Genomic DNA, 25,435 nt, shown 5'->3' with positions numbered 1-25,435 from the left:
AGCTATTTTATTGTTTTTTATTCTCTTCGATCACCGCTTCGTATACGGTTTTGATTTTGGCTGCGGCATCGTTCCATTTCAGGTTCGTGACCTCTTCCAGGCCTTTCGAGGCGAACATCCCCGCAAGCGCCGGGTACTGGATCAGCCCGTAAATGGCATCGGCCAGGGCATCGACATCCCAATAGTCGACCTTCACGGCATAGTCGAGCACTTCGGCCACGCCGCTCTGCTTGGAGATGATCACCGGGACGTTCGAACGCATTGCCTCGAGGGGCGATATGCCGAACGGCTCCGAGACCGACGGCATGACGTATACATCCGACAGCTGGAACATCTTGTGTACATCCTCGCCGCGCAGGAATCCGGTGAAGTGGAACCTGTCGGCAATGCCCAGCCGCGCCACGCGGCGGATGACGTGGTTCATCATGTCGCCCGAGCCGGCCATTACGAAACGAACGTTGGGGACTTTCTTCAGCACCTTGGCCGCGGCCTCGACGAAATAGTCGGGGCCTTTCTGGTAGGTGATACGCCCCAGGAACGTGACGATCTTGTCGTCCACGCCCCGTTCGGGCATTTTGCAGTGGCCTCCGGCGAACCGCACGGCATTGTGTACTGTCACAACCTTGTCGGCCGGGACGCCGTAGCGGTTGATGACGATGTTGCGCGTGAGGTTCGAAACGGCGATCACCCGGTCTGCGGCGTGCATGCCTGCACGTTCGATGGCGTAGACCTGCGTGTTGACGTTCTCGCCGCTGCGGTCGTATTCCGTGGCGTGCATATGCACGACCAGCGGCTTGCCCGATACGCGCTTGGCGGCGATGCCGGCGTAGTAGGTGAGCCAGTCGTGGGCGTGGATCACGTCGAACTGCCCTTCGAGGTCTTTGGCCACCTGCGCCGCGACTACGGCATAGCGGGCGACCTCCTCCATAAGGTTGGCGCCGTACTTGCCCGAGAAGGTATAGCGTTGTTTCCAGGCATCGGTCGTCGACCAGACTTTCTGTCCGGATTTGACGTAGCGCTCCTGGTACTGTTCGTACTCTTCGGGGGAGATGTAAGGTACCATGTTCGAGTCGATGTGGATGAACGACATCTTCTCGAGAATATCGTCCGCGCCGCTTCCCGTAGATCCGTAAAGCGCTTCCACGTCACTGGCATTCAGGACGTGCGTGAATCGCTGATCCTCGTCGCCGTAGGCATGGGGTACTACGAATGTTACGTCGACATCGTTGCGTGCCAGCCCGCGGGTCATCCCGTAACATGCCGTTCCCAAACCACCCGCGATGTGGGGCGGGAACTCCCAACCGAACATTAAAACTCTCATAACTATATCCTTGTTTTGCAATTTTTACCTTTCCTCTCACAGGAACGTCCCGGCTCACGGCCACAAGCCGCGGTTGCAAGTCCGGACGCCCCGGAATCCCGCCTTGGCAGGATTTTCCTCCCCTCACAACTTGTTATTTCCCAGCCTTTATCTTTTTTGTCGCGGCCTTTGTCGCAGCCGGCTTTTTTCCTGTCGGTTTCTTCTCCGCACTCTTTTTCGCTGCGGGTTTCTTTTCTGCGGCCTCTTTTGCGACGGCCGTCTTTGCCGCGGTTTTCCTTGCGGTGCTTTTCGCCGCCTTCGCGGTTTTGCTTTCCCGGGCCTCCTCCTGCGTGCGCTCGCGGATCATGCTGTGGATATTGAGCACGGCCCCGACGCTCCACGCCTGTGAGATAGCCCCGCGCGATGCATAGGGCGGGTCGGCATCGTAGAGCTCGCAAATAGACCCGATACCGTAGCTCTGGATGTCTTCGTCGAAATTGGCGAGTATCTCCCGGGCCTGCGGCAGGAATGCGTCCCCGTCGATATCGAAACATGCCTTGACGTAGAATTGCAGCAGCCACGGCCATGCCGAACCGTTCTTGCCCGCGAAATCGCGCTCTGCGGGCGAACCTCCTTCCTGCGAACCTTTGTAGAGCAGGTTGCGGGGCGAGAGTGTCCGCAGCCCCTTGGGGATGAGCAGGTGCTGGCGTACGGTGCGGATCACCTCCAGTTGCAGCTCTTCGTCGAGCATCTTGTAATCCAGCCCGCAGGCGACGATCATGTTGGGGCGCGTCGATTTGTCGGGCCCGTCCGTCCCTACGAAATCGGCCAGATAACCTTCCGGCAGGCGGAACAGTTCGACGAACGACGCCTGCGTGCGTGCCGGGAGCGACTCCCAGGCCTTGACGAAGGCTTTGTCGCCGTGTTTGCCGGCCAGCTCGAGCGTGTAGCATACGGCGTTGTACCACAATGCGTTCACCTCTACCTGATAACCGTTGCGCGGAGTGACGGGGCGGCCGTCGATCAGGGCGTTCATCCATGTCATCGGGACGTCGTCCGCAGCGGCCCACACCAGCCCGTTGTCATGCAGCGCGACGCGACCGCCGACTCCCCGGCGGTAGCTTTCCAGAATATCTTTCATGGCCGGGCCGTAGGCTTTCCATATCTGCTTGCCGCCCACCTCCCGTTCGAGTTGCTGGAGCGTCCAGAAGAACCACAGCGGGGCATCTGCTGCGACGGCCGCCGAGGCGTTGCCCGTGAACATGCCGTCGCGCATTTCGCGCACCAGCGTGTCGAGGGCGTCGATACAATCCTCCTTATGCCCCTGTTCGAGCGTGATGCCCGGGAGCGAAACGAAGGTCTGGCGGCCCGAAACCCCGTGCCACGGGTATCCCGACACCACTTCGGTGCGGTCGCCGGGACGCCGGATGACGAATTGCCGCGCCGAGTGCTCCAGGCAGCTGATGAAGTCGATCTTGTGCGTGCGCCGGGCGATGGATGCGGCGAATACCTCTTCGATGGTCTTGACCGATCCCATTTCGTCGAGCGAGGCCGAGAAGATGATGCTTTCGCCCTTCTTGAGTTCCGTTTCGAAATAGCCCGTCGTGAGCAGGTCTTCGTAACCGTCATAACCGCGGGCCAGATCCTGCTGGTATTCGAATCCGTAGTACCAGTCGGGCGCGGGCACGAATTCCGCACCGGGCTTGCTGGTCTGCAGGTAGAGCCACGGGAACGACCCGTAGAGGCGGCATTTCACGCCGTTGACTGCCGGGTAGGAGTGCCCGTCGGCCTCCATGTTGGCATGCGTCAGCGCGTGTTTGTCGCGAAAGGCGAGGAAAGGCCGCAGCCGCAGGTGCGTTTCCGAATTCGCTTCGACGAGCGTGTAGCGGATCATCAGCTGCGTGCGCTTGTGTATCCACAGCATCTCCTTCCGCAGGATCACGCCGCCCACGCGGTAGGTGATCGTGGGGGTCGGCGTATATTTGAAGTCGGTGATATACTTGTGTCCGCGCGGCTCGTATACCCCCTTGAAGCGGTGCAGGGCCAGGTTGAATGTCTGGTCGTGCTGGACGATGGTTTCGTCGAGCGACGAGAGCAGGACATACGTCCTGTCGCTGTCGTCTATGGGCGCTACCATCAGGCCGTGGTAGCGGCGGGTGTTGCAGCAGACGATAGTCGTGCTCATATATCCGCCGATACGGTCTGTGGAGAGCATCTCGCGCTGGAGCGAATACTCCAGGTTGCCCAATTCGCTTTTGTCGAAAGTAAGTGCTGACATGTCCTTCTAAAAATACGGTTCGTTCTATAAAGATAGCTGAATTTTTGCGAAAAGGCAATCGCATTTCCGAAAATTCATATCTTTTTTACATTATTAGGGCCAAATTGGCTAAGCCCATTTTACCAATGCAAAATCCATGCGATGGGGCAGGTGCGGGTTCACCGGGAAAATACGCAGCGCCACGTCGAACGTGCCGGCTTCGTCGGGCGTATAATCCAGTGCGTAGGTAACGCGGCTGCCTTCGGTCTTGGTGTGCTTGAGCCCGATCGTGTGCATCACGTTGGCATTCTGCCCGCCAACGATCTGCTGTGCAATGACCATCTCCACGCCGATGTCCTCGGGACGCAGGCTGGCGATGTCCACGGTCACTTCGAAATGGTACTTTTCGCCTACGAAGATCGCCTTGTTGTCGATTTTTACGCGCTGTACGTCGATCACGCGGATCTGATCCCATACCGACGAGACCTTGCGTTTCCAGGCCGCGATCTCGCGGGCCAGCTTGTAGCCGCCCTCGACGATCCGGTGCTTGCGTGCCGCGAGCTTGTTGTAGAACCGTTCCTCGTAGTCGTTTAGCATGCGGTTGGTCGTGAAATTCGATGCGATGTCGGCAACGCATTTCTTGACCGACTCCACCCATGCGTGGGGTACGCCGTCCCTGTCGCGGTCGTAATATTTCGGGACGATCTGCTCCTCGATGGTGTTGTAGATCATCTCGGCGTCGAGTTCGTCCTGGTAGTGCTGGTCGGCGAAGGTACGCTCCATGGGCAGCATCCACCCGGCGCCCTCCTTGTAGCCTTCGACCCACCATCCGTCGAGCACCGAGAATTGCAGCACGCCGTTCATGACGCACTTTTCGCCCGACGTACCCGAAGCTTCGAGCGGACGGGTCGGGGTGTTGAGCCATACGTCGACGCCCTGCACCATGCGGCGTGCCAGCTCCATGTCGTAGTTCTGCAGGAAGAGGATCTTGCCCACGAACTGCGGCATGGCGGCCACTTCGACGATGCGTTTGATGAGGTCTTGCCCCGGCTTGTCGTTGGGGTGGGCCTTGCCGGCGAAGATGAACTGCACGGGGCGCTCCTTGTTGTTCACGATGGCCGAGAGCCGGTCGAGGTTCGTGAAGAGCAGGTAGGCGCGCTTATAGGTTGCGAAGCGGCGTGCGAAACCGATGGTCAGCACGTCGGACTTGATGCCCTCGATGACCTGCAACATCTGGCGCGGCGAGTCGAGCCGCACCTGGCTGGGGTCGCTGTAACGCTTGCGGATATGCTTGATGAGCTTGTTCTTGAGGTGCATGCGCCCGGCCCACAGCTCCCCGTCGGGGATGTTGTGGACTTTCTGCCATGCCGGGATGTCGTAGGCGTGCCCCTCGAAGCCGTCGGCGAAATAGCGGGCGTAGAGGCGGCGCAGGTTCGTCGCGATCCATGTCGGGAAGTGTACGCCGTTCGTGACATAGCCGATGTGGAGTTCGTTCTTGAAATAACCCGGCCACATGTTGCCCAGGATCTCCTTCGACACTTCGCCGTGGAGCCACGATACGCCGTTGACCTCCTGCGAGAGGTTGCAGGCCAGCACCGACATCGAGAACTTCTCGTTGGGGTCGTTGGGGTTGGTCTTGCCCAGGTTGATGTACTGCTCCCAGGTGATGCCCAGCACGTCGGGGTAGTGCGACATGTACTGGCGGATCATCGACTCGGGGAATGCGTCGTGACCGGCGGGCACGGGGGTGTGCGTCGTGAAGAGCGACGAGGAACGGATCACCTCCAGCGCCTCCGAGAAGGAGAGCTTCTTGTGGTTCACCAGGTCGCGGATGCGCTCGATGCCGATGAACGCGGCATGTCCCTCGTTGCAGTGGAACACGTCGTGCTTGATGCCCAGTGCGCGCAGTGCGCGGATACCGCCGATCCCGAGCAGGATTTCCTGCTTGAGGCGGTTCTCCCAGTCGCCGCCGTAGAGGTAGTGGGTGATCTGGCGGTCTTCCTCGAGGTTGGCCTCGAAATCCGTGTCGAGCAGGTAGAGATCCGTGCGGCCGACCTGGCATTTCCAGACGCGCGCCGAAAGCGTACGCCCCGGGAAGGCGATGGTGACCGTCAGCCAGTTGCCGGCTTCGTCGCGCACGGGCGAGATCGGGAGTTTATAGAAATTCTGTGCCTCGTAGGTCGCCTCCTGCGCCCCCTGTGCCGAAAGGCGCTGCGTGAAGTAGCCGTACCGGTAAAGCAGGCCCACGGCTGCCATCGGGACGTTCTTGTCCGAGGCCTCCTTGAGGTAGTCTCCCGCGAGTATGCCCAGGCCGCCCGAGTAGATCTTGAGCGACGAGTGCAGGCCGTATTCCATCGAAAAATACGAAATCGTGGGGGTCTTCGGGTCGGGTTTTTCGTTCATATAGTCGCGGAACTGCGCATATACGGCGTCGAGCTGCCCGAGGAAGGCCTCGTCGCGTTCGAGCCCCTTCATGCGTTCCACGCTCAGTTTGTCGAGGAAAGCGATCGGGTTGCGCTCGCATTCGGCCCAGAGTGCCGGGTCGATGCCTTCGAACAGGTCGCGGGGCCCGGGGTTCCAGCACCACCAGAGGTTGCGCGAAAGTTCTTCCAGGGCATGCAGGCGCTTGGGCAGGGTCTTGTCGACCATCATGCGGTTCCAGTTGGGCTTCTCGGCGAAGAGCTGCTGGCGTACGAAATTGATCTGTTCGTTGCGGGCGTTGCTCTCGTCGAGCACGGCGCGGTTGGTACGGATCACCGAACTTTCGACAGCCTCGGAGTAGGCCTGTTCGTAGGCGGCGAAAAGGTGCTCCCAGAGCGCAGTTTCCGATATCTCGTAGGCCGAAACGCGCATCTCGGAGACATGTTTCTCGTCCAGCGCGCTGAAGCGCAGCAGCGAGTCGGCGATCTTCTCCTCGACCTCCTTGTCGTTGTAGTCGTCGCGGCGGATGACCTCCACGCCCAGGTGCTCGCGCTGCTTGTCGACCCACAGCCCGAACCCTGCGAGGGTCGTGGTGATGGTCGGCACCGAGAATGCCACCGATTCGAGCGGCGTATAGCCCCACGGTTCGTAGTAGGAGGGGAATACCGTGATGTCCATACCGACGAGCAGTTCGTAGTAATCCTTGTTGAAGATGCCGTCGGCCTTGTTCAGGTAGGTCGGCACGAAGATCACCTTCACCTTCGAATCGTCGGTCGTGAGGATGCTGCCGTTCAGGGCGTTCACGATCGGGTCGCTGTTCTGGTATTCGAGGTAATGGGTCGAATACTTGTATTGTCCGCCGTCGATCGGGCTGGCCGGGTCGGCCAGGTGTGCCTGCAAGTCCGCACGCGGGCCGCGGTTGGCGGCCGGAACGGTGACATAGGCCAGGACTTCGCGTTTGAGACGGTCGGAGGCGGCCAGCTTTTTGAGCGACTCGATGAATACGTCGAGCCCCTTGTTGCGGAATTCGTAGCGGCCGCTGGTGCCGACGATCAGCGGTTCCTTCCGGAACTTGTGCCCGAGGCAGGCTTCGGCTACCGAGATCATCGCCGTGCGGGCTTCGGCACGTTTGGCGTCGTACTCCTCGCCCGTCCATACGAAGTCGTTTTCGAACCCGTTGGGGGTGATGCCGTCCGGTTCACGCCCCAGCAGGTATTTGCATTCGTTGGCCGTGATGTCGCTGACCGTGAGGAAGGCGTCGTGGTACGTGGCGGCCATCTTCTCGATCGAGTGTTTGGCCACGACGTTGAACTGCCGGGCCAGTTCGTCGGCATTGAATTTCGCCAGGTCGTTGTAGAGCGGCAGGCCGTTGCCGGCGATGCAGCGCCCCATGACCGTGGCGTGCGTCGTGAAGAGCGTGGCCACATAGGGGGCGTGTTTGCGCAGGTGGAGTCCGCCTGCGGCGGTCATCCACTCGTGGAAATGCGCGGCGATCTTGTCCGTCGCGTTACAGAAGTTGTCGACATACGAGGCGATGACCATGCCCGCGGCATAGCCGAAGAGCACGGGCTCGATGTAGTCCCACTGTCCCGAGAGCGAATCCACGTGGTACGTCTCCCAGAGTTTCTTGAGTATTTCGTCTTTGCGGGGGATCAGCGAAGTAAAGTCCACCAGGATCACCGTCGGCTTGCCCTTGATCTTCCAGTGTCCCACGCGGATCCGGAGGCCGTCGCTGTATACGCTCTGGCGCCATGCCTTCAGCATGTCGGGGTCTTCCTCGAATTCGGGGTTCGCCCCCTCGTGCTGGAGGTCGGGCCCGATGAGGATATAGCGGTCGGCGAATTTACGGGTTACGGTCTGTGCTTTGGTCGAGATGACGGTATGGATGCCGCCGACCTTATTGCAGACCTCCCAGCTCACCTCGAAAAGGTAGTCGGGAGTCAGTTTTGCATTACTCATATTTGTCGTGCTTGTTTGTAATTTACTCGATGAATCGGTTGAAAACCGCTGCAAAGGTAATACTTATATTTATATAAAACAACCTTGTTCGATTAATTAGTAAAAATATTTAATAATAACTTAACATTTCTGTTTCACATCGTTGCATGTCGTGTTATGTTTCGAAAAGTGCCCCGATCACGGCATCCGAAATCAGGAATTTTTCCGGCGGGAGGGCCATCCGCCCCCGGGCTATGCGGAGCGTACCCGAACGGAGGAACGGTGCTGCCTCTTCCTGCATCCGCGCCAGCCGTTTTGCTCCGAAACGTGCCGCGGCCTCTTCCAGATCGATCCCCTCGACCGTCCGGAGCGCCGTCATGACATATTCGTTGAACCGGTCGCGTCGGGTCAGCACTTCCTTCCCGGCGGGAGCGCCTGCTATGTATTTTTCCACTGAACTGGCGTTCCAGTGCCTTTCTTCGCCGTCGAACGAGTGGGCTGCGGGCCCGATGCCGAGGTATTTCGTCCCATGCCAGTAGGAGGCGTTGTGACGGGCTCGAAATCCCGGCAGGGCATAGTTCGAAACCTCGTAATGCTCGAATCCGGCGGCCGTAAGCGTATCGTGCACCGTGAGGAACTCCTCCTCGCTGACCTCTTCGTCCACGGCGCGGAACTCGCCCCGTGCCGCACGGCGGCCGAAGGCCGTATCGGGTTCGATGGTCAAATGGTATGCCGAAATGTGCTGTACGCCGAGCGACAGCATTCCGTCGAGCGATCTTTTCAGCGAATCCCCGCCGAAGCCGGGAATGCCGAAGATCAGGTCGGCGGTGATGTTCCCGAACCCGGCGCGTTGTGCCGCCCGCACCGCACCGATGGCCTGTGCCGCCGTATGGCGGCGGTTCATCAGCTTCAGGCACCCGTCGTCGAACGACTGGATGCCGATCGACAGCCGGTCTATGCCCGCTTCGCGCAGCCCGTCGAGGTAATTTTCCGTCAGGTCGTCGGGGTTGGCCTCGAGGGTGGTTTCCGTGGTGCCGGAGCAGTCGAACAGCAGCGCGGCATGATCCAGCAGTCCTTTCAGCGCGGCGGGTGCGTAGAGCGAAGGCGTGCCGCCGCCGAAATAGCGGGTCGTGACCGCTTCGCCGCGCAGGTAATCCTGCCGTTCGTCCAGTTCGCGGTGCATGGCGGCTGTCACGCCGTCCATCTGCTCCAGCCGGGCGCTCTTGTAGAAGTCGCAGTAGGCGCAGATGCGTTTGCAGAACGGTATGTGGAAATAGAGTCCGGCCATGGCCTATCCGAGTTTTCGGGGAGCAGGAGTTTCCGCCGGTTCGGCGGCGAGCGCCTTTATCGCCTTTACGGTTTTCCGTCCGTATCTGTTGAACGTAAATATTCCCCCTGCGATGTTATACCACGGATCGTAGACCAGAGCCCACCGGATTTCATCGTTTCTCCAGCTCAAGATCAGCAAGTCGCAGTCCAGATAGGGGATGCCCTTTCGGTTTGTGGCCTGCAAATAACGCTGATTGTCGTATTCGATCCTCCATCCCTCGTCGGACAGCAGTTTCCGGATCTGATCTTTCAGTCCGTCGGGTTGCCCGGAGAGCGGGATACTCTTGAACTTCAGTTTCCTGCGTTGTAACACATGGAGAGCAAAGCCCGCGCCGAACAGCAGGAGCGCGGCCAGCCAATACCGATCCCGAAATCCCTGAATGAGGTCGCGGATAAAATAACAGGAAAAGAATATCCCGGAAATAATTAACAGGATGGAGAAACAATGGTAGTTTACCCATTCGATCGAAAACGGTTTCAGGCAGATCCTGTCGTGGCGTATTTTTATCGGGCGCATTATAATGATAACGATGTTTTGTATAAGGGCTGATTAATCAAAGATAGGAAAAATTCCCGGATGTCGTCCCTTTCCGCCCCGGTTTTTTTCGGTGCCCGTGCGTCGGGTCTGGCTGCCGGATCGGATTTACGGAAAATACCTCCGGTTTCCTGATTTCGATGCGGTTGCTCCGGAAGCGCCCTCTCCCGTCATTGTTTTTGTCCGGGCGGCGTTCCGTCGGGCGGGAGTGCCGTGCGCCGTCGATGGGCATTTCGACCGAAGTGCGGCCTGTGCGTCCGCCTCGAATTCCATCCTGCGGAGCCCCGGTGCGGATTGCGGCCGTATGTTTGCAGCAGGATATGGAGCCGGGTTTTCCTGCGGCTTTGGGGGATACGATAGCTGCTTATAAATGAATCATATACAGGCATCGGGAAAAATAATGGATATTTTTTGCTTTTTTCACTGTTAGTTTTTTCACAAGTGTAAAAGTTTTTCTACCTTTGTGCGGTTAAAGTCCGGTCTTGCGGATTTTCGACGTTAGGTTAATCAAGGATTTGATGTTTTATTAAAATAACAATTATTATGGACAAAATGGATTTGAAAAAGTATGGGATCACGGGTGTGACCGAGATCGTGTACAATCCGTCGTACGACGAACTTTTCCGCGAGGAGACCAAGAAGGGGCTCCGCGGTTTCGAAAAAGGCCAGCTGACCGAGACCGGTGCCGTGAACGTGATGACCGGCGTTTATACCGGCCGTTCGCCCAAGGACAAGTTCTTCGTAATGGACGAGACCACCAAGGATACGATCTGGTGGACTTCCGATGAATATAAGAACGACAACAAGCCTGTTACGAAGGCTGCCTGGAAGGAGCTGAAGAAACTCGCTACCCAGGAGTTGTCGGGCAAGAAACTCTATGTCGTGGACACTTTCTGCGGCGCCAACGAGAATTCGCGCCTCAAGATCCGTTTCATCATGGAGGTCGCATGGCAGGCCCATTTCGTAAAGAACATGTTCATCCGTCCGACCGACGCCGAACTGGAGAAATACGGCGAGCCCGATTTCGTGGTGCTCAACGCTTCGAAGGCCAAGGTCAAGAACTATAAGAAACTCGGCCTGAACTCCGAGACGGCCGTCGTTTTCAACCTCACCGAGAAAATGCAGGTTATCCTCAACACCTGGTACGGCGGCGAGATGAAGAAGGGTATGTTCTCCTACATGAACTACCTGCTTCCGCTCAAGGGCATGGCTTCGATGCACTGCTCGGCCAACACCAATGCCAAGGGCGAGACCGCTATCTTCTTCGGCCTGTCGGGCACCGGCAAGACCACGCTTTCGACCGACCCGAAGCGTGAGCTGATCGGCGACGACGAGCACGGCTGGGACGACGACGGCGTATTCAACTTCGAGGGTGGCTGCTACGCCAAGGTCATCAACCTCTCGCAGGAGAACGAGCCCGACATCTGGAACGCCATCCGCCGCAACGCGCTGCTGGAGAACGTGACGGTAGACAAGAAGGGCAAGATCGACTATGCCGACAAGTCGGTAACCGAGAACACCCGCGTTTCGTACCCGATCTTCCACATCGAGAATATCGTGAAACCCGTATCGAAAGCCCCGGCTGCCAAGAAGGTGATCTTCCTTTCGGCCGACGCATTCGGCGTGCTGCCCCCGGTTTCGATTCTCAACTCCGAGCAGACCAAGTACTACTTCCTGTCGGGCTTCACCGCCAAGCTGGCGGGTACCGAGCGCGGTATCACCGAGCCGACTCCGACTTTCTCGGCTTGCTTCGGCGCGGCATTCCTTTCGCTGCACCCCACCAAGTACGGTGAGGAGCTGGTGAAGAAGATGAAGAAGGCCGGGGCCAAGGCATACCTGGTGAACACGGGCTGGAACGGTACCGGCAAACGTATCTCGATCAAGGATACGCGCGGTATTATCGACGCCATCCTCGACGGTTCGATCGACAAGGCTCCGACCAAGACGCTGCCTATCTTCGACTTCACGATCCCGACGGAGCTGCCGGGCGTAGATCCCAAGATCCTCGACCCGCGCGATACCTACAAGAACGCCAAGGATTGGGACGTCAAGGCCGAAGACCTCGCCAACCGCTTCGTGAAGAATTTCGTGAAGTTCACGGGTAACGAAGAGGGTAAGAAGCTCGTAGCCGCCGGCCCGAAAGTGAAATAATCTCTGAATAAAGTTTTGAATGGTAGAACCCCGCGCCGGAAGGTGCGGGGTTCTTTATTTTGCGGCATTGCGTATGCTGCGATAGGAGGGGGCTTCCGTATGCCGCGGTGCGGCTCGGGGCTGCTTACGGTGATTTCCGGTCGCCGCCTGCCGCGATTCCGGGTTGCGGCCTGGTCGGGCGGGCTTGTTGCGGGTGTGCCTCGGAAGGGCTCGCTGCAATTTACCCCGGGTTTAGGTTCCCGGGCCGGCCGCTGTTTCCGGTTGCCCGCATTCCGGGAGTACTGCTCCCTTTGGTTCCAGAGCTGCGGACTTTCCGTGCATGGCTGCCTGCCGCAGTCCGCAACTGCTGTTTAGCGCACGTCCGCTGTCCGCTGTTTGTTGCGGGGCGTGAAGATGCGATACCCGATCGAGACGCCGATCTTGTTGGGATACCACTCCGAAGAGCCGTTGAACGGGTCGGGGTGTTCGGGTTGTACGGGGCGGTGGGGGTACATGTCGACCTGGCCGTCGAAACTGTACCCGTTGTAATGGCTGTCCATCCATGCCCAACCCAGGAAAGCGTCGAGCAGCCAGCGTTTCCCGAACTGGTATTCATAACCCACGCACAGGCCGATCATCATGCCGTATCCTTTGCAGTAACGGTCTTCGAATTTCAGTTTCCACCCTTCGATGTAAGGTTTCGACATGTCGAAGGCCATCATGCCGATATTTGCCCCCAGGTACCAGCCCCGGTTATGCTCCTTGAAATAGCGGCGGTATTCGCCCATGAAGATGGCGAAGAGCATGTGCTTTTCGTTGATCGACTTCCACGGCGAGATGACGATGTCGGTCTGTAAGGTCGATTTGGGCGAGATGGCGAACTCCACGGCGGGATTCACCACGCCCACCAGGGCATAGGGGACATTGAGCTTGACATATCCCTGCGGGGATGCCTGCTGCGTGCAAAACAGCGCGAACAGGAATGCCGGGATGCAGAGCCCGAAGCGGATGTTTTTCATAGGCGGATCGTTACAACGGACAAAGATATGAAAAAATCCGGCCAACATACTGTGCTGGCCGGATTTTAACTATGTGCTGGACGGATTTATACCGTCATGATCTCCTTCTCCTTTTTCTGGAGCGCCTCGTCGAGGGTCTTGGTGAATTTCTCCAGCAATTTCTGGGCCTGTGCTTCGCCGTCCTTCGACTCATCCTCGGGCATACCTTCTTTCTGGGCTTTCTTGAATGCCTCGACCGCGTCGCGGCGGGCATTGCGCAGGCTGATGCGGGCGGTTTCGGCCTCGTTGCGGATTTGTTTCACCAACTCCTTGCGGCGCTCCTCGGTCAGGGGCGGGATCGACAGGCGGATCTGCTCGCCGTTGTTCGAGGGCGTCAGCCCGATGTTCGAGTCGATGATGGCCTTTTCGATCGCACGCAGCATGTTCTTGTCCCACGGCTGGATCAGGATCGTCTTGGCGTCGGGTACGGTGACGCTGGCGGCGCCCGATATGGGCACCTGCGAGCCGAAATAATCGACCATTACGCCGTTCAGGGCATTGGGCGACGCTTTTCCCGCGCGCACGTTCAAAAGTTCCTCTTCGAGGTGGTCGATGGCCTTCTGCATACGGCCGGAGGCATCGTTGAGAATCGTCTTGGTATCCATATTATTCGAGTGTTTTTTCGATGGTTTTGATCATTTCGTCGAACTCTTCGGCGTCGTAACCCACGGTTGCCAGCACGACTTTACCATCGGGGCTGATCAGGAAATTCCGCGGGATGTAATTCGAGGCATAACGGTCGTAAATGGCCTGCGAGGGGTCGAGGCCCATCGGGAACGTATAGCCCGTCTTTTCGCGGAACGCCGCCACGTCTTCCCGCTTTTCGCCGCGCGATATGGGCAGGAATACGAAGTTGCGGCCGGCGAAACGGTCGATGATGTCCTTCTGCACGCGGGTCAGTTCCTGCCGGCAGGGCGGGCACCAGGTGGCCCAAAAGTTCAGTAACACGACTTTGCCTTTGAGTTCTGCGAGGGAGGTTTTTGTGCCGTCGAACATCTCCACGGTGAAGTCGGGGGCTTTGTCGCCCGCCTTGACCAGCGTGGTCGATTCGGTATCCGCCTCGGCTTTGCCGCCGCGGCTGCCGCACGAGGGCAGTAACAGGATTGCGGCGATGATCACTGCGATCAGCGCCAGCATGATCCATAGCTGCTTGTTGCTCTTTTTTGTGGCCATAATCTTATTTTTTTACAAGTGTCCCGATCCTCTCCCCGGCAAGCACCTTGCCGAGGTTGCCCGGCGTGTCCATGTCGAAGACAATGATCTGCAGTCCGTTCTCGCGGCAGAGCGTGAATGCCGTGAGATCCATGACTTTCAGCCGGCGGTCGAGCACCTCTTCGAAGCTTATTTCGTCGAATTTGACGGCCGCAGGGTCTTTTTCGGGGTCGGCCGTGTATACGCCGTCCACGCGGGTGCCCTTCAGCATCACGTCCGCCTCGATTTCGATGCCGCGCAGCGCCGAAGCCGAGTCGGTCGTGAAATAGGGGTTCGACGTGCCTCCGCCGATGATGACCACATACCCCGCCTCGAGGTATTCGATGGCACGCGCCTTGGAGTAGTATTCGCCGATGGGCTCCATGCGGATCGAGGTCAGGACTTTGGCCTTCACGCCGTTGTCCTCCAGGGCCGATTGCAGGGCCAGCGAGTTAATGATCGTGGCGAGCATGCCCATCTGGTCGCCTTTCACGCGGTCGAAGCCTTTCTTTGCGCCCGTGAGGCCGCGGAAAATGTTGCCGCCGCCGATGACGATGCCGATCTGGACGCCTGTGGCCGCAGCCGCCCTGATTTGTTCGGCGTAGGACTGGAGTACTTCGGGGGAGAGCCCGTATTTCTGCGAACCTTGCAGCGATTCGCCGCTCAGTTTCAGTAGTATTCGCTTGTATTTCATTGTACGATGGGGTTTACCGTAACGCGAAGATAAAAATTTTTATTGAAAAAAACGCAAGAATGACTATCTTTACAGAAAATAGGCGGTATGGCGGCTATGCCGGAAAAAAACGGCGCCATGTCCGGTCTGAGCTGTTTTACGGAACACAGGCTTCGCCTTGGCAATGTCCGAATAAATTTGGCATTGTGCTCGGCTTGTGCTATCTTTAACCTCGTTTCAGATAGGCTGCGGTTCGGACAAACTCAAACAAGTTTGGTTTGTCGCGCTCCTTGCGCTATCTTTGTGCTGCCATGACGTTGGATGAATACAAATTACTCCGAAAAATAAATTCCCCCCGCGACCTCAAGCAACTCTCGGCGGAGGAACTGCGTACCTACTGCGACGAGCTGCGCAGCTATATTATCGACGAGTGCTCGGTAAATCCCGGGCACCTGGCGTCGAGCCTCGGCTGCGTGGAACTCGCCGCCGCACTCCACTACGTTTTCGATACGCCCGCGGACAAGATCGTCTGGGACGTGGGGCACCAGACCTATGCCCACAAGATTATCACCGGGCGCCGCGAGGCGTTCAAGACCAAACGCCTGCTGGGCGGCATCAGCGGTTTTCCGCGCATGTCCGAGAGCCCCTACGACGCTTTCGGGGGCGGGCATGCCTCGGTGTCGATTTCGGCGGCGTTCGGCATGGCCAAGGCTGCCGAGATGCGGGGCGAGAGGCACCAGGTCGTGGCCGTCATCGGCGACGGTTCGATGACCGGCGGCCTCGCGTTCGAAGGGCTCAACAACGCCGGGGCCAGCAAACGCACCAATATCCTGGTGATCCTCAATGACAACAACATGGCCATCGACCAGGCCACCGGCGCATTGAAGAACTACCTGCTCAAAATCTCCACGTCGGTGCATTACAACCGTTTCAAGCAGCGGTTGTGGGGCATCCTTTCGCATACGCCGCGCCTGCTGCGCCTCTGCCAAAAGGCGGGCAACGCCGTGAAACAGGGGGTGCTGAACAAGAGCAACCTCTTCGAGAGCTTCAATTTCCGTTATTTCGGCCCCGTCGACGGCCACAACCTCAAGGAGTTGGTGCGCACGCTTCGGGCATTGCGCGACATCGAAGGGCCCAAGTTGCTGCATGTCATGACCGTGAAGGGCAAGGGCTACCTGCCTGCCGAGCACGACCAGTCCACGTGGCATGCCCCCGGACGTTTCAATCCCGATACGGGCGAGCGGATCGCCTCGCCAGGCGCCGCGGCGCGTTACCAGGATGTCTTCGGCGAGACGCTCGTCGAACTGGCCGGGCTCGACCCGCGGGTCGTGGGCGTCACGCCTGCCATGCCGTCGGGTTGTTCGATGAACATGCTCATGCACGCCATGCCGTCGCGTTGCTTCGACGTGGGTATCGCCGAGGGCCATGCCGTGACCTTCTCGGCGGGGATGGCCGCTGCGGGCATGGTGCCTTTCTGCAACATCTATTCGTCTTTCATGCAGCGGGCTTACGACAATGTGATCCACGACGTCGCGATTCAGGATCTGCCCGTGGTGATGTGCCTCGACCGGGGCGGCATCGTGGGCGAGGACGGCGTGACCCACCACGGGGTCTTCGACATGGCTGCATTCGGTGCCGTGCCGGGACTTACGATCGCTGCGCCGATGGATGAACTGGAACTCCGCAACATGATGTATACCGGTCTGCAATACGGTCATCCCTTCATGATCCGCTACCCGCGCGGCAACGGTGCGGGACGTCTGTGGCGGGGCGTTCCCTTCGAAGCGCTGCCCGTCGGCCGGGGCCGGAGGCTCCGCGAAGGTACGGACGTGGCGCTGGTGACGGTCGGGACGGTCGGCAACGCTGCCGACCGTGCCGCGGAACGCGCCGCGGAGAAGGGCGTGAGCGTGGCGCATTACGACCTGCGCTTCGTCAAACCGCTCGACGAAGCCCTGCTGGCCGAGGTCGGTGCCAAGTTCCGCCATGTGGTCACGGTCGAGGACGGTTCCCTGCGCGGGGGCGTCGGCGAGGCCGTCACGGCATTTTTCAATGCCCGCGGCTGCGAGGTGGCCGTGCACTCGCTGGGCATCGGCGACGAGTGGGTCGAGCACGGAACCCCGGCTCAGCTCTACGCCCTCTGCGGTTACGACGAGGAAGGTATCCTGCGGGCGCTGCTCGCTGCGGGGGAATAAAACCGCCGTTTCCGCTCCTGTTTGCCGTGCTGCGGCATAAAATCTGTTACGTGCTCCCTAAAAACCGTTTGGGGAGTGAAAATCGCGATCGTATTATTGGCCGCTGCGCTGCTTGTCATCGGCGTGGTATACGGCCGTGCCGCCGACCGTACCGACCGCACTCCGGTGCCGTCGTTCGACCTGGCGCGCTACATGGGCACCTGGTATGAGATCGCCCGCTACGACCATCCGTTCGAACGGGGGCTGGCCGAACGACGCGGTTACCGGACGGACAGGCTCCTGTTCGTCGACCAGGGGCAATGAAACTGAGCCGGAGGGTTCTTCTTCGGTTTCCTGCGGCCGTGTTACATCGTGAACGTCCAGTCGTCGCCCCGGCTGAGCGCGGCGTCGAAGCGGAACCCTTCCCATTCGAATTCTTTGAGCATTTCCGGATCCGTAATCCGGTTTCTGATGAGGTGGCGCGTCATCTCTCCGCGGCACATTTTCGTGTAGACCACGATGGTTTTCAGACGGTCGCCTTCACGGATGCGGAATTCGGGCGTGATGATACGCGCTTCGCGGCGGATGCGTTTCCAGTCGAACAGGCGCTTCATCTCGCTGCTGGCGAGGTTGACCAGGATGCCGTCGTCGGCATGGATTTTTTCGAGGAAGGCCTCCGTCAGCCGTCCCTGCCAGTACCCGAACATCGTTTGGTCGTCGTGCCCCGGCAATACGGCGTCCCCTTCCAGCCGGTAGCGGCGGATTGCGTCCAGCGGCCGGAGCAGCCCGTAGAGGAACGACGTGATGTTGAGGTGCTGCTGTGCGTATTCGAAATCCCCGGGGGTGAATCGCTCCGGGGCGATATGCCTGAATACGACGCCCGTGTAGGCCAGCAGCGCGGGGAGGGCCTCTTCGCCGTGGAACTGCCGGTAACGCCGGCGGTTGGTCGCGGCGATCTGCCGGTTGGTGCGCAGCATGCGTTCCAGCTCTTCGGTGGTGAGCGTCGCCAGCTGCAGTGCCAGCTCCGCGGCCTCGCGGGCGTAACGCGGCAGGGTCGTTCGGGGGATTTCGGCCGGCTTGTTTTCGGCCATCGTTTTGGCGCAGGAAAGGAGTATTTGCATGGCTGTGGATCAAAATTGGATGTCCTGCCCCTGCGCCGGTTCCGCAAAGCGGGTGAACGGGACGAACGGCGTCACCGTGAACTCGGTCGTGAGCAGGTAGGAACGGTATGGACAGGTCTTGTACACCTGTTTGCAGATACGGTAACGCGCATACCGGGCCGGGTAGATGCGGGGTGCGAGCCGGGCTGTGAACCCGTAGGTGTATTCGGCGGTCGGTGCCGGATGCGGTACTTCGGTGCGGGACAGGTTGTTTGGCCCGATGCCGGTCAGCAGTGAGTTCCACGCATTGACGACGGGCAGCGTTTCCCACCGTCCGTGCTGGAAGCGGCAGACGGTGTAGTCGCTCCCGAAATATACCGTCGAATCGCCTTTGTGGCGGATTGTGAGCCGGATATGTTCGGTGCAGGCGGGATAAAATGCGTATTCGGCCTCCATCGTGAGCCCATCCGGCGGGGCAGCCCCTTCGGGTGCGGGCGGATAGGGTGTCGTGTCGGGGTCGAACCCGTGGAGCCGGATCAGGGGGCTGTCGTGCACGCGGCGGCGGAAGCGGGCTTTCATCGCCGTGTCGGCACGGATCATGTGTACGTCTATGACCCCGTCCGGTTCGTTGACCGCCGATGCGTAGATGGCGTTTGCGACCGGATCGGTAGCCTTGTTGTCTGCCGCCCACTGCCAGATGCTGTCCTGTAAAGCGGACAGTCCGCCCGTTGCGGGGCGCTTCTGTGCGGCGGCCGTACAGCCGGCCGCAAGCGACAGGAGCAGCAGGAGGTGTTTCATGGTGCGGTGCGGTTTATGCTACGGAACAGGGGATGCCGAGCGCCTCGACGCGGGTGGCGATGGCCCGCAACTCCTCGCGCGGCACCTTTTCGAGCGTCCGGCACGGGGTGTCGCGGTCGAGCGAGTAGACCATGACCTGCCGCGGGCGGATTTCGCCGATCAGGCGCAGCCATGCCGCGACCTCCTCTTCGGTGGTGTTGTCGACCCGCTGCCCGTCGAACTCCCCGCGCAGGAACATCGTCTGCACGGTCAGGTGCCCGTCGAAGCCTTTCATCTGATCGACGACCCTCCGTACGGAATAGGCCGGGCTCTGGGGATTGTTTATCAGGCGTGCCGTGGCGTCGAAGGCCGAATCGAGCTTGAGGATGTTGTTGTCCACGCTGCGAAGGGCACGGCGCACGCCCTCGCGGTGGAGCTGCGTGGCGTTCGAAAGCACGGAAACCCTGGCCGAGGGGCACAGCTCGTCGCGCAGGGCGATCGTGTCGCCGATCACGGCTTCGAATTCGGGGTGCATCGTCGGCTCGCCGTTGCCGGCGAAGGTGATGACGTCGGGCGGGGTGCCGTCGGCCACCATGCGCCGCAGCGTCGCTGCGAGCTGTGTGCGGACGTCTTCGCGGGTGTTGAAGCGCCGCGCGCCGGGATGCTCGGCATTCCAGCCGCATTCGCAGTAGATGCAGTCGAACGAGCAGAGTTTCGACTCGGTGGGCAGGAGGTTGACCCCCAGCGAGAGTCCCAGCCGCCGCGAATGTACCGGGCCGAAGATGATGTCATGGAATAATGAAGTCATACCACAAAGATAGTATATGCCGGGGGCAAAAGCAAGTTTACTTGCATTTTGCCGGGGCGCCGCCTGTCTGAGGCAAAGCCGAAGATAGCTAAAACGGAAATATTTTTCTACCTTTACAAAAACCATTCCTTATGAAATTCAGGTTCGGATTGCTGCCGCGCGTCGTGCTGGCCATCGGCCTCGGGGTCGGCTGCGGCTTTTTCTTCCCTGTGTGGGCGACGCGTATCGCCCTTACGTTCAATGATATTTTCGGCCAGTTCCTTTCGTTCGTCATCCCGTTGCTCATCCTCGGGCTGGTGGCGCCGGGCATCGCCGACCTGGGACGCAACGCCGGGCGCCTGCTGGCCCTCACGGCGGCGCTGGCCTATGCCTTCACCCTTTTCTCGGGCTTCGGCACCTACCTCACGGGGCGGGCGCTGTTCCCCGCATTGCTCGAAGGCGCCGCAGCCGTGCTGCCCGACGCGGCCGCAACGGCCCCCGCACCCTATTTCACGGTTGGGATGCCACCCCTGTTCGGTGTCATGTCGGCGCTGGTACTGGCCTTCGTACTCGGGCTGGGGATGGCCTATACGCACAGCGTGAAACTCAAAGGGGTGATGGACGATTTCAAGTCGATCATCGACCGCGTGATCGCGGGCGTCATCATCCCGCTGCTGCCCTTCTATATCTTCGGAATCTTCCTTTCGATGACCCAGTCCGGGCAGGTGGCCGGGGTGCTGGGCGTCTTCGTGAAGCTGATCGTGGTGATCTTCTTCATGACCGTCGTGCTGCTGCTCGCACAGTTCTCCATTGCCGGGCTCGTTGCCCGCAAAAACCCGCTGCGGATGCTCCGTACGATGCTTACGGCCTATGTCACGGCGCTCGGCACGCAATCGTCGGCCGCCACCATCCCCGTGACCCTGGCGCAGACCCTCCGGCTCGGCGTGCGCCCCCAGCTGGCGTCGTTCGTCGTACCGCTCTGTGCCACGATCCACCTTTCGGGGTCGATGATGAAGATCGTGGCCTGTGCATTGGCCGTTTCGATGCTGGGCGGGCTGGATATTCCGGCAGGGACTTTCGCGGGGTTCATTCTGCTGCTGGGGGTGACGATGATCGCCGCACCGGGGGTGCCGGGCGGTGCGATCATGGCGGCGCTGGGATTGCTCGAGTCGATGCTCGGGTTCGACGAGACGCTTGCGGGGCTGATGATCGCCACCTACATCGCCATGGACAGCTTCGGCACGGCGACCAACGTGACGGGCGACGGTGCCGTCGCGGTGATCGTCGATGCGATAGACCGCCGTTCGAAAAAATAAAAAATAAACAAAACTCTTCTCCGGGCCGCCGAAAGCGGCCTTTTTCCATATTAAATATCCGGAAATAAGTATAAATGCGTACCCTTGCCGAATAAAAAACGGCTAATTTTGATGGCTAAAAGGTTTTTTTGTACTTTTGCGCGTCCGAAACGGAAACTTAAACATTAAATTACAATATTTTATGGTTGATATTTTTGCACGCCTGGAGAAAAATGCAGGTGGCCCCATCGGTCAGTACATGTCGTACGCCCACGGTTATTACGCGTTCCCCAAACTGGAAGGCGATATCGGCCCCCACATGACTTTCCGGGGCAAGAAGATGCTCAACTGGAGTCTGAACAATTACCTCGGGCTGGCCAACCACCCCGAAGTCCGCAAGGCCGACGCCGAGGGTGCCGCACAGTTCGGCATGGCGGCCCCGATGGGCGCCCGCATGATGAGCGGCCAGACCGTCTACCACGAGCGTCTCGAGCGCGAACTGGCCGAGTTCGTCGGCAAGGAGGACGCCTTCCTGCTGAACTTCGGTTATCAGGGCATGATTTCGATCATCGACTGCCTGCTGACGCCGCGCGACGTGGTGGTCTACGATGCCGAAGCGCATGCCTGCATCATCGACGGCCTGCGCCTGCACAAGGGCAAGCGTTTCGTATACGGCCACAACGACATGGAGTCGCTGCGCCTGCAATTGCAGCATGCCACCGACCTGGCCGAAGAGCAGAACGGCGGCGTGCTCGTGATCACCGAGGGTGTCTTCGGCATGAAAGGCGACCTGGGCAAGCTCGACGAGATCGTGGCCCTGAAAAAGGATTTCCAGTTCCGCCTTCTGGTCGACGATGCCCACGGCTTCGGTACGATGGGTGAGGGCGGCCGCGGTACGGCGTCGCATTTCGGCGTAGTGGACGGCGTAGACGTGCTGTTCAACACCTTTGCCAAGTCGATGGCCGGTATCGGTGCATTCGTCTGCGGCCCCCGCTGGCTGATCAACCTGCTGCGTTACAACATGCGTTCGCAGCTTTACGCCAAGTCGCTCCCGATGCCGATGGTTATCGGTGCCCTGAAACGCCTGGAGCTGATCCGCAACCACCCCGAATACCAGCAGAAACTCTGGGAGATCGTACGCGTGTTGCAAAACAGCCTCAAAGAGAACGGCTTCGAGATCGGCGTGACCAATTCGCCCGTGACGCCCGTGTTCCTGAAGGGCGGCATCCCCGAGGCTACGAACCTGGTCGTCGACCTGCGTGAGAACCACGGCATCTTCTGTTCGATGGTCGTTTACCCCGTAATCCCGAAAGGCGAGATCATCCTGCGCATCATCCCGACCGCAGTCCATACCCTCGAGGACGTGAATGTCACCATCGAGGCGTTCAAGGCCGTACGCAGCAAGCTCCAGGACGGTATTTATGCCAAACTGCCCATCCCGGAGCGTGCCGACGAAGGTTTTCTTGTTCGTTAATTCCCCGCTTCCCGGCAGGACGGTTCATTCCGCCGCCCGGATATAAGGGTTTCCCATACAGTGTCCCCGGCTTTTCCGAAGGCCGGGGACATCGTTTTGCGACAAAATTTGCCGGAAAATTTTGCAGAATAGATTTTTCAGTTTATATTTGCAATCCCGAAACGCGAGTTTCGGATGCCAAGAGGAGGGGTGAAAGCCTTTTCGCAGGCCGAAAAACATATTGCGGAAATAGCTCAGTTGGTAGAGCACAACCTTGCCAAGGTTGGGGTCGCGAGTTCGAGTCTCGTTTTCCGCTCCGGGAGCCTTGAGAAAGAGGCGGTAATAAAGAGCAAAAACCTTATGTATCAATGATATGTAAGGTTTTTTCGTTTTTAGGATGAAGCCGAAAAAAGCAACGGAATGCAGGTTTTTACGACCTTATCGGTGACCTGTTTCGCTCGAACCTAAAATAGGTCACTAATGTAAGTTATTGCATTAATTATCAGCTTTTTGCCACGCAACAATTCTATGCTGTAAACGTATTACTAACAAACTATTTACAGCAGTATGGAAAGAAAGACTTTCAACAAAGTTGAAGTTCATTCTCGCCTCGGCATAGCTCGAACAAGTTCGGCTATGCCCTCGGCTCGGCGAACTTTCAGCGTGGTTTTCTTCTGCAAGAAAACCAAAGTAACGAAAAAGGGCAAGGCCCCGATCTATGTACGCATCAAGATCTGCGGCACGGCTACGGAGATTTACACGCGATGCCAAATCGAACCGGAGCGTTGGAATCAACGGCTTGAACGGTCGCTCTACAAAGACGAGGTAGACCAACAGATCAACAGCATCGTCGCCAGTTACCGGGCCAATGTCCTCGCGGCCTATGACCAATTAATCAAGGAGGGCAAAGAGCCGACGTGCTTTGCTATCAAACACCGTCTTGAAAACCCCGCGGGCAATGCGCGTCTGTTTCTTGCCGAGTTCGGGAAATATTGCGACAAACGGCAGAAAGAGGTCGGAACACGGATCACCCAACTCACGGCAAACAAGTATCACCGTCTGCTTCGCTACCTGAAAGAGTATATGCAGGCGCAATACAAAAAGGAAGATATTCCGCTGGATATGGTTAATTACGAGTACCTCGACGGACTGAACACCTTTATCCAGACGGCCCATAACTGCAAGACCAACGGTGCGGTCAATCTGTTGTGCTGTCTTAAAAACTTTATGCTGTATGCTATCCGCAACGAGTGGATCGAAAAGAATCCGTTTCAGTACTACAAACTGAAACCCGAACACAACAAGTCCAAAGACCACCTGACCAAAGTGGAATTGGATGTTTTGATAAACAAACCTATGCCGAACGAACGGATAGAACGCATCCGGGACGTGTTCGCGTTCTGCTGCTCGGGATTAGCCTTTACGGATGCCGACCACCTGCGCCCGGAGCATATCAGCGTGGATGATAGCGGGCAGTTGTGGATTCACAAGCCCCGCGAGAAAACCGCCGTAATGAGCCGCATCCCCTTGTTGCCGCATCCGGTGAAACTTCTGCGAAAGTACGAGCACGACCCGAATTGCCGACAGCGCGGAAAGATGTTACCTGTACCGAGCAATTCGAAGATGAACGCATACCTGAAAGAGCTGGCGGGCATCTGCAATATCGACAAGACGCTGACAACGCACGTCGCCCGGCATACGTTCGCCTGCCTTGCCGTGGAGTACGGAATGCCGATAGATGTGCTGGCGAAGATTTTAGGCCATACCAATACGAATATGACCCGGCATTACGCGAAATTCTCGGAGGGCTTGATAGGCCGGGAGATGCAGAAATTCGGAAGTCTGTTAAATTAGATTTTAGAAAATAAAGCGATGTGCTTCTTATAATAATTGTCAAGTTGATGAATCAAATCCAAAAACTCCTCATACATAAATGCAAAATTACCGCCGTCATTCTTCATTCGATCAATTATTGGATTATCAAAAATGGACATAAAAAAGCAACCGCGTATCTTGGATAAGATTGCCATTAATTCTGCATCTATATACTTCTCGAAAAAAAAGATAGCCATAATATTTTGCCTATTATATAAATTTACATACGAAATGTATTCTATCCAAGTAAGATTCTTTAGATTTTTGCTATCTACCATAGGGGCAGTCCTATCACCGAGCTTTAGATTGTCGAAAATTTGGAATACGGTTTTCTTATCAGGATAATCGGCAATTTCATTGATATTTTGTACATTTGCCATATTATGAATTATTCCTTTTCCGGTATTGATAATATCGACAATATGTTGCCCAACAATAGGATATATCTTGCGAAAAGCTCTCATCTCTTCTGCATGGTGATCTACCAGATAAATTAGATAAGCAAGTAAGTAACCGGAAAGCAGCATGTTAAATATTTTGCCAATACTATCGGCAGAGGGAAAAATCGCAGGTATGTGGATTAGCCAAATTTCATAAACCACTACAAATATAAAACTAACGCTTGCATACAAGGTCAAATCGAGCCGGATAGTTGAACGGTATTGAGACCGCTTTTTGATTTTCTTCATATCCTTAGGAATTATTAATCAAAACAAAGTTAATAATATTCTGCCCAATGCAATAAATAGCAATATAAAAAGGGATAACAAGAAAGGCGGGGCGCACGGGATTCGGAATGATCCCTAACGCGCCCCGCCTTTACGTTTACACACTCCGACCTATTGCGGGTGATAGGTTGGTTTGTAATTCTTTGTCAGCATTTCCCGAATTGCCGATTCGGGATAGAGGATGTTGCGCCCGCTTATTGCGACAAACGGTATCTGCCGCGTATCGCGGAGCGTCTGCAAGGTTCGGGGCGAGATGTGCAGGTATTCGCAAACTTCCTCCCCAGTAAGATAGCGTTCCGAGCCTATTAATGGCTGATAGTTCGCAGCAGCCAGTTGCAGGGTTTCTTCGGCCCGGTCGATCATAGCGAGCAACTCCCGGACTTCCTCGCTCTCCATCGTTAAATAGTCCGATTCCAT

19 protein-coding genes, 1 tRNA gene and 1 pseudogene are annotated in these 25,435 nt (G+C 57.8%); 7 read left to right on the top strand and 14 right to left on the bottom strand.

Translation table 11 applies throughout. The features are described 5' to 3' along the window. Positions 1 to 7: 7 nt before the first annotated feature. The 5 genes from DW189_RS09325 to DW189_RS09305 all read right to left on the bottom strand — a co-directional run bounded on the left by DW189_RS09325 (position 8) and on the right by DW189_RS09305 (position 9,762). Positions 8 to 1,321: a glycosyltransferase family 4 protein gene (locus DW189_RS09325; RefSeq protein WP_317127633.1), complete on the bottom strand. Its 1,314-nt coding sequence runs from the start codon at positions 1,319 to 1,321 to the stop codon at positions 8 to 10. Positions 1,322 to 1,454: 133 nt separating this feature from the next. Then, on the bottom strand, positions 1,455 to 3,578 hold the full coding sequence (locus DW189_RS09320; RefSeq protein WP_117507731.1) for a glycogen debranching enzyme N-terminal domain-containing protein: 2,124 nt from the start codon (positions 3,576 to 3,578) through the stop codon (positions 1,455 to 1,457). Positions 3,579 to 3,686: 108 nt separating this feature from the next. Beyond that, a complete protein-coding gene (gene glgP / locus DW189_RS09315) occupies positions 3,687 to 7,937 on the bottom strand; it encodes an alpha-glucan family phosphorylase (protein WP_117507729.1) in 4,251 nt (1,416 codons plus the stop codon). A gap of 154 nt (positions 7,938 to 8,091) precedes the next feature. Then, complete coding sequence (gene hemW, locus DW189_RS09310) at positions 8,092 to 9,204, bottom strand: radical SAM family heme chaperone HemW (protein WP_022333952.1); 1,113 nt, start codon at positions 9,202 to 9,204, stop codon at positions 8,092 to 8,094. 3 nt (positions 9,205 to 9,207) lie between these two features. Beyond that, the gene (locus DW189_RS09305; protein ID WP_022333951.1) at positions 9,208 to 9,762 is read right to left on the bottom strand and encodes a hypothetical protein; all 555 of its coding nucleotides are present in this window, start codon (positions 9,760 to 9,762) and stop codon (positions 9,208 to 9,210) included. Between the two features lie 561 nt (positions 9,763 to 10,323). Here DW189_RS09305 and pckA point away from each other — a divergent pair. Next, positions 10,324 to 11,931: a phosphoenolpyruvate carboxykinase (ATP) gene (gene pckA, locus DW189_RS09300; protein ID WP_117507727.1), complete on the top strand. Its 1,608-nt coding sequence runs from the start codon at positions 10,324 to 10,326 to the stop codon at positions 11,929 to 11,931. Between the two features lie 350 nt (positions 11,932 to 12,281). Here pckA and DW189_RS09295 read toward each other — a convergent pair whose 3' ends face one another. The 4 genes from DW189_RS09295 to pyrH form a co-directional block, all read right to left on the bottom strand. After that, positions 12,282 to 12,929, bottom strand: coding sequence for a DUF3575 domain-containing protein (locus DW189_RS09295; protein ID WP_032135473.1), 648 nt, complete (start codon positions 12,927 to 12,929; stop codon positions 12,282 to 12,284). A gap of 86 nt (positions 12,930 to 13,015) precedes the next feature. Beyond that, positions 13,016 to 13,573, bottom strand: a complete 558-nt coding sequence (gene frr / locus DW189_RS09290; protein ID WP_022333948.1) for a ribosome recycling factor — start codon at positions 13,571 to 13,573, stop codon at positions 13,016 to 13,018. Position 13,574: 1 nt separating this feature from the next. Next, a complete protein-coding gene (locus DW189_RS09285) occupies positions 13,575 to 14,141 on the bottom strand; it encodes a peroxiredoxin family protein (protein ID WP_117507725.1) in 567 nt (188 codons plus the stop codon). A gap of 4 nt (positions 14,142 to 14,145) precedes the next feature. Beyond that, a complete protein-coding gene (pyrH, locus tag DW189_RS09280; RefSeq protein WP_018696252.1) occupies positions 14,146 to 14,853 on the bottom strand; it encodes a UMP kinase in 708 nt (235 codons plus the stop codon). A 290-nt stretch (positions 14,854 to 15,143) separates the two neighbouring features. On the opposite strand from pyrH, the gene dxs reads away from it, so the two are divergent. After that, on the top strand, positions 15,144 to 17,024 hold the full coding sequence (gene dxs, locus DW189_RS09275) for a 1-deoxy-D-xylulose-5-phosphate synthase (RefSeq protein WP_117507915.1): 1,881 nt from the start codon (positions 15,144 to 15,146) through the stop codon (positions 17,022 to 17,024). A gap of 171 nt (positions 17,025 to 17,195) precedes the next feature. Beyond that, positions 17,196 to 17,276 (top strand): annotated as a pseudogene (locus tag DW189_RS14625) (lipocalin family protein); the annotation flags it as partial. Positions 17,277 to 17,368: 92 nt separating this feature from the next. On the opposite strand, the gene DW189_RS09265 reads toward DW189_RS14625, so the two are convergent. The 3 genes from DW189_RS09265 to DW189_RS09255 are packed head-to-tail and all read right to left on the bottom strand — an operon-like array spanning position 17,369 to position 19,688. Further along, the gene (locus tag DW189_RS09265; protein ID WP_117507723.1) at positions 17,369 to 18,124 is read right to left on the bottom strand and encodes a YaaA family protein; all 756 of its coding nucleotides are present in this window, start codon (positions 18,122 to 18,124) and stop codon (positions 17,369 to 17,371) included. A gap of 9 nt (positions 18,125 to 18,133) precedes the next feature. Beyond that, positions 18,134 to 18,901, bottom strand: coding sequence for an immunoglobulin-like domain-containing protein (locus DW189_RS09260; protein ID WP_022333943.1), 768 nt, complete (start codon positions 18,899 to 18,901; stop codon positions 18,134 to 18,136). Positions 18,902 to 18,914: 13 nt separating this feature from the next. Further along, positions 18,915 to 19,688 (bottom strand): radical SAM protein, encoded by a 774-nt coding sequence (locus tag DW189_RS09255; protein ID WP_117507721.1) that lies wholly within the window; start codon positions 19,686 to 19,688, stop codon positions 18,915 to 18,917. 131 nt (positions 19,689 to 19,819) lie between these two features. Here DW189_RS09255 and DW189_RS09250 point away from each other — a divergent pair, with 131 nt between their 5' ends. The 4 genes from DW189_RS09250 (at position 19,820) to DW189_RS09235 (ending at position 24,269) form a co-directional block, all read left to right on the top strand. Beyond that, positions 19,820 to 20,983, top strand: coding sequence for a dicarboxylate/amino acid:cation symporter (locus DW189_RS09250; protein WP_117507719.1), 1,164 nt, complete (start codon positions 19,820 to 19,822; stop codon positions 20,981 to 20,983). 181 nt (positions 20,984 to 21,164) lie between these two features. Continuing rightward, on the top strand, positions 21,165 to 22,436 hold the full coding sequence (locus DW189_RS09245) for an aminotransferase class I/II-fold pyridoxal phosphate-dependent enzyme (RefSeq protein ID WP_117507718.1): 1,272 nt from the start codon (positions 21,165 to 21,167) through the stop codon (positions 22,434 to 22,436). Between the two features lie 222 nt (positions 22,437 to 22,658). Further along, positions 22,659 to 22,731, top strand: a tRNA-Gly gene (locus DW189_RS09240). Between the two features lie 320 nt (positions 22,732 to 23,051). Next, on the top strand, positions 23,052 to 24,269 hold the full coding sequence (locus DW189_RS09235; protein WP_117507717.1) for a site-specific integrase: 1,218 nt from the start codon (positions 23,052 to 23,054) through the stop codon (positions 24,267 to 24,269). Here the strand turns inward: DW189_RS09235 and DW189_RS09230 are convergent. Further along, complete coding sequence (locus tag DW189_RS09230; RefSeq protein WP_117507715.1) at positions 24,266 to 24,979, bottom strand: hypothetical protein; 714 nt, start codon at positions 24,977 to 24,979, stop codon at positions 24,266 to 24,268. The genes DW189_RS09235 and DW189_RS09230 overlap by 4 nt on opposite strands. A gap of 150 nt (positions 24,980 to 25,129) precedes the next feature. Then, a complete protein-coding gene (locus tag DW189_RS09225) occupies positions 25,130 to 25,435 on the bottom strand; it encodes a helix-turn-helix domain-containing protein (protein ID WP_117507714.1) in 306 nt (101 codons plus the stop codon).

The organism is Alistipes sp. AM16-43 (assembly GCF_003435745.1).
GTDB lineage: Bacteria > Bacteroidota > Bacteroidia > Bacteroidales > Rikenellaceae > Alistipes > Alistipes onderdonkii.
This window is presented reverse-complemented; position numbering and strand designations above follow the sequence as displayed.

Excerpts from the sequence above, each read along its gene's own strand:
- DW189_RS09225 (WP_117507714.1), bottom strand. The coding sequence starts at position 25,435 with ATGGAATCGGACTATTTAACGATGGAGAGCGAGGAAGTCCGGGAGTTG.
- pckA (WP_117507727.1), top strand. The coding sequence starts at position 10,324 with ATGGACAAAATGGATTTGAAAAAGTATGGGATCACGGGTGTGACCGAG.
- glgP (WP_117507729.1), bottom strand. The coding sequence starts at position 7,937 with ATGAGTAATGCAAAACTGACTCCCGACTACCTTTTCGAGGTGAGCTGG.
- DW189_RS09320 (WP_117507731.1), bottom strand. The coding sequence starts at position 3,578 with ATGTCAGCACTTACTTTCGACAAAAGCGAATTGGGCAACCTGGAGTAT.
- frr (WP_022333948.1), bottom strand. The coding sequence starts at position 13,573 with ATGGATACCAAGACGATTCTCAACGATGCCTCCGGCCGTATGCAGAAG.
- dxs (WP_117507915.1), top strand. The coding sequence starts at position 15,144 with ATGACGTTGGATGAATACAAATTACTCCGAAAAATAAATTCCCCCCGC.
- DW189_RS09305 (WP_022333951.1), bottom strand. The coding sequence starts at position 9,762 with ATGCGCCCGATAAAAATACGCCACGACAGGATCTGCCTGAAACCGTTT.
- pyrH (WP_018696252.1), bottom strand. The coding sequence starts at position 14,853 with ATGAAATACAAGCGAATACTACTGAAACTGAGCGGCGAATCGCTGCAA.
- DW189_RS09230 (WP_117507715.1), bottom strand. The coding sequence starts at position 24,979 with ATGAAGAAAATCAAAAAGCGGTCTCAATACCGTTCAACTATCCGGCTC.
- DW189_RS09235 (WP_117507717.1), top strand. The coding sequence starts at position 23,052 with ATGCCCTCGGCTCGGCGAACTTTCAGCGTGGTTTTCTTCTGCAAGAAA.
- hemW (WP_022333952.1), bottom strand. The coding sequence starts at position 9,204 with ATGGCCGGACTCTATTTCCACATACCGTTCTGCAAACGCATCTGCGCC.
- DW189_RS09245 (WP_117507718.1), top strand. The coding sequence starts at position 21,165 with ATGGTTGATATTTTTGCACGCCTGGAGAAAAATGCAGGTGGCCCCATC.
- DW189_RS09250 (WP_117507719.1), top strand. The coding sequence starts at position 19,820 with ATGAAATTCAGGTTCGGATTGCTGCCGCGCGTCGTGCTGGCCATCGGC.
- DW189_RS09265 (WP_117507723.1), bottom strand. The coding sequence starts at position 18,124 with ATGCAAATACTCCTTTCCTGCGCCAAAACGATGGCCGAAAACAAGCCG.
- DW189_RS09255 (WP_117507721.1), bottom strand. The coding sequence starts at position 19,688 with ATGACTTCATTATTCCATGACATCATCTTCGGCCCGGTACATTCGCGG.
- DW189_RS09285 (WP_117507725.1), bottom strand. The coding sequence starts at position 14,141 with ATGGCCACAAAAAAGAGCAACAAGCAGCTATGGATCATGCTGGCGCTG.
- DW189_RS09260 (WP_022333943.1), bottom strand. The coding sequence starts at position 18,901 with ATGAAACACCTCCTGCTGCTCCTGTCGCTTGCGGCCGGCTGTACGGCC.
- DW189_RS09295 (WP_032135473.1), bottom strand. The coding sequence starts at position 12,929 with ATGAAAAACATCCGCTTCGGGCTCTGCATCCCGGCATTCCTGTTCGCG.
- DW189_RS09325 (WP_317127633.1), bottom strand. The coding sequence starts at position 1,321 with ATGAGAGTTTTAATGTTCGGTTGGGAGTTCCCGCCCCACATCGCGGGT.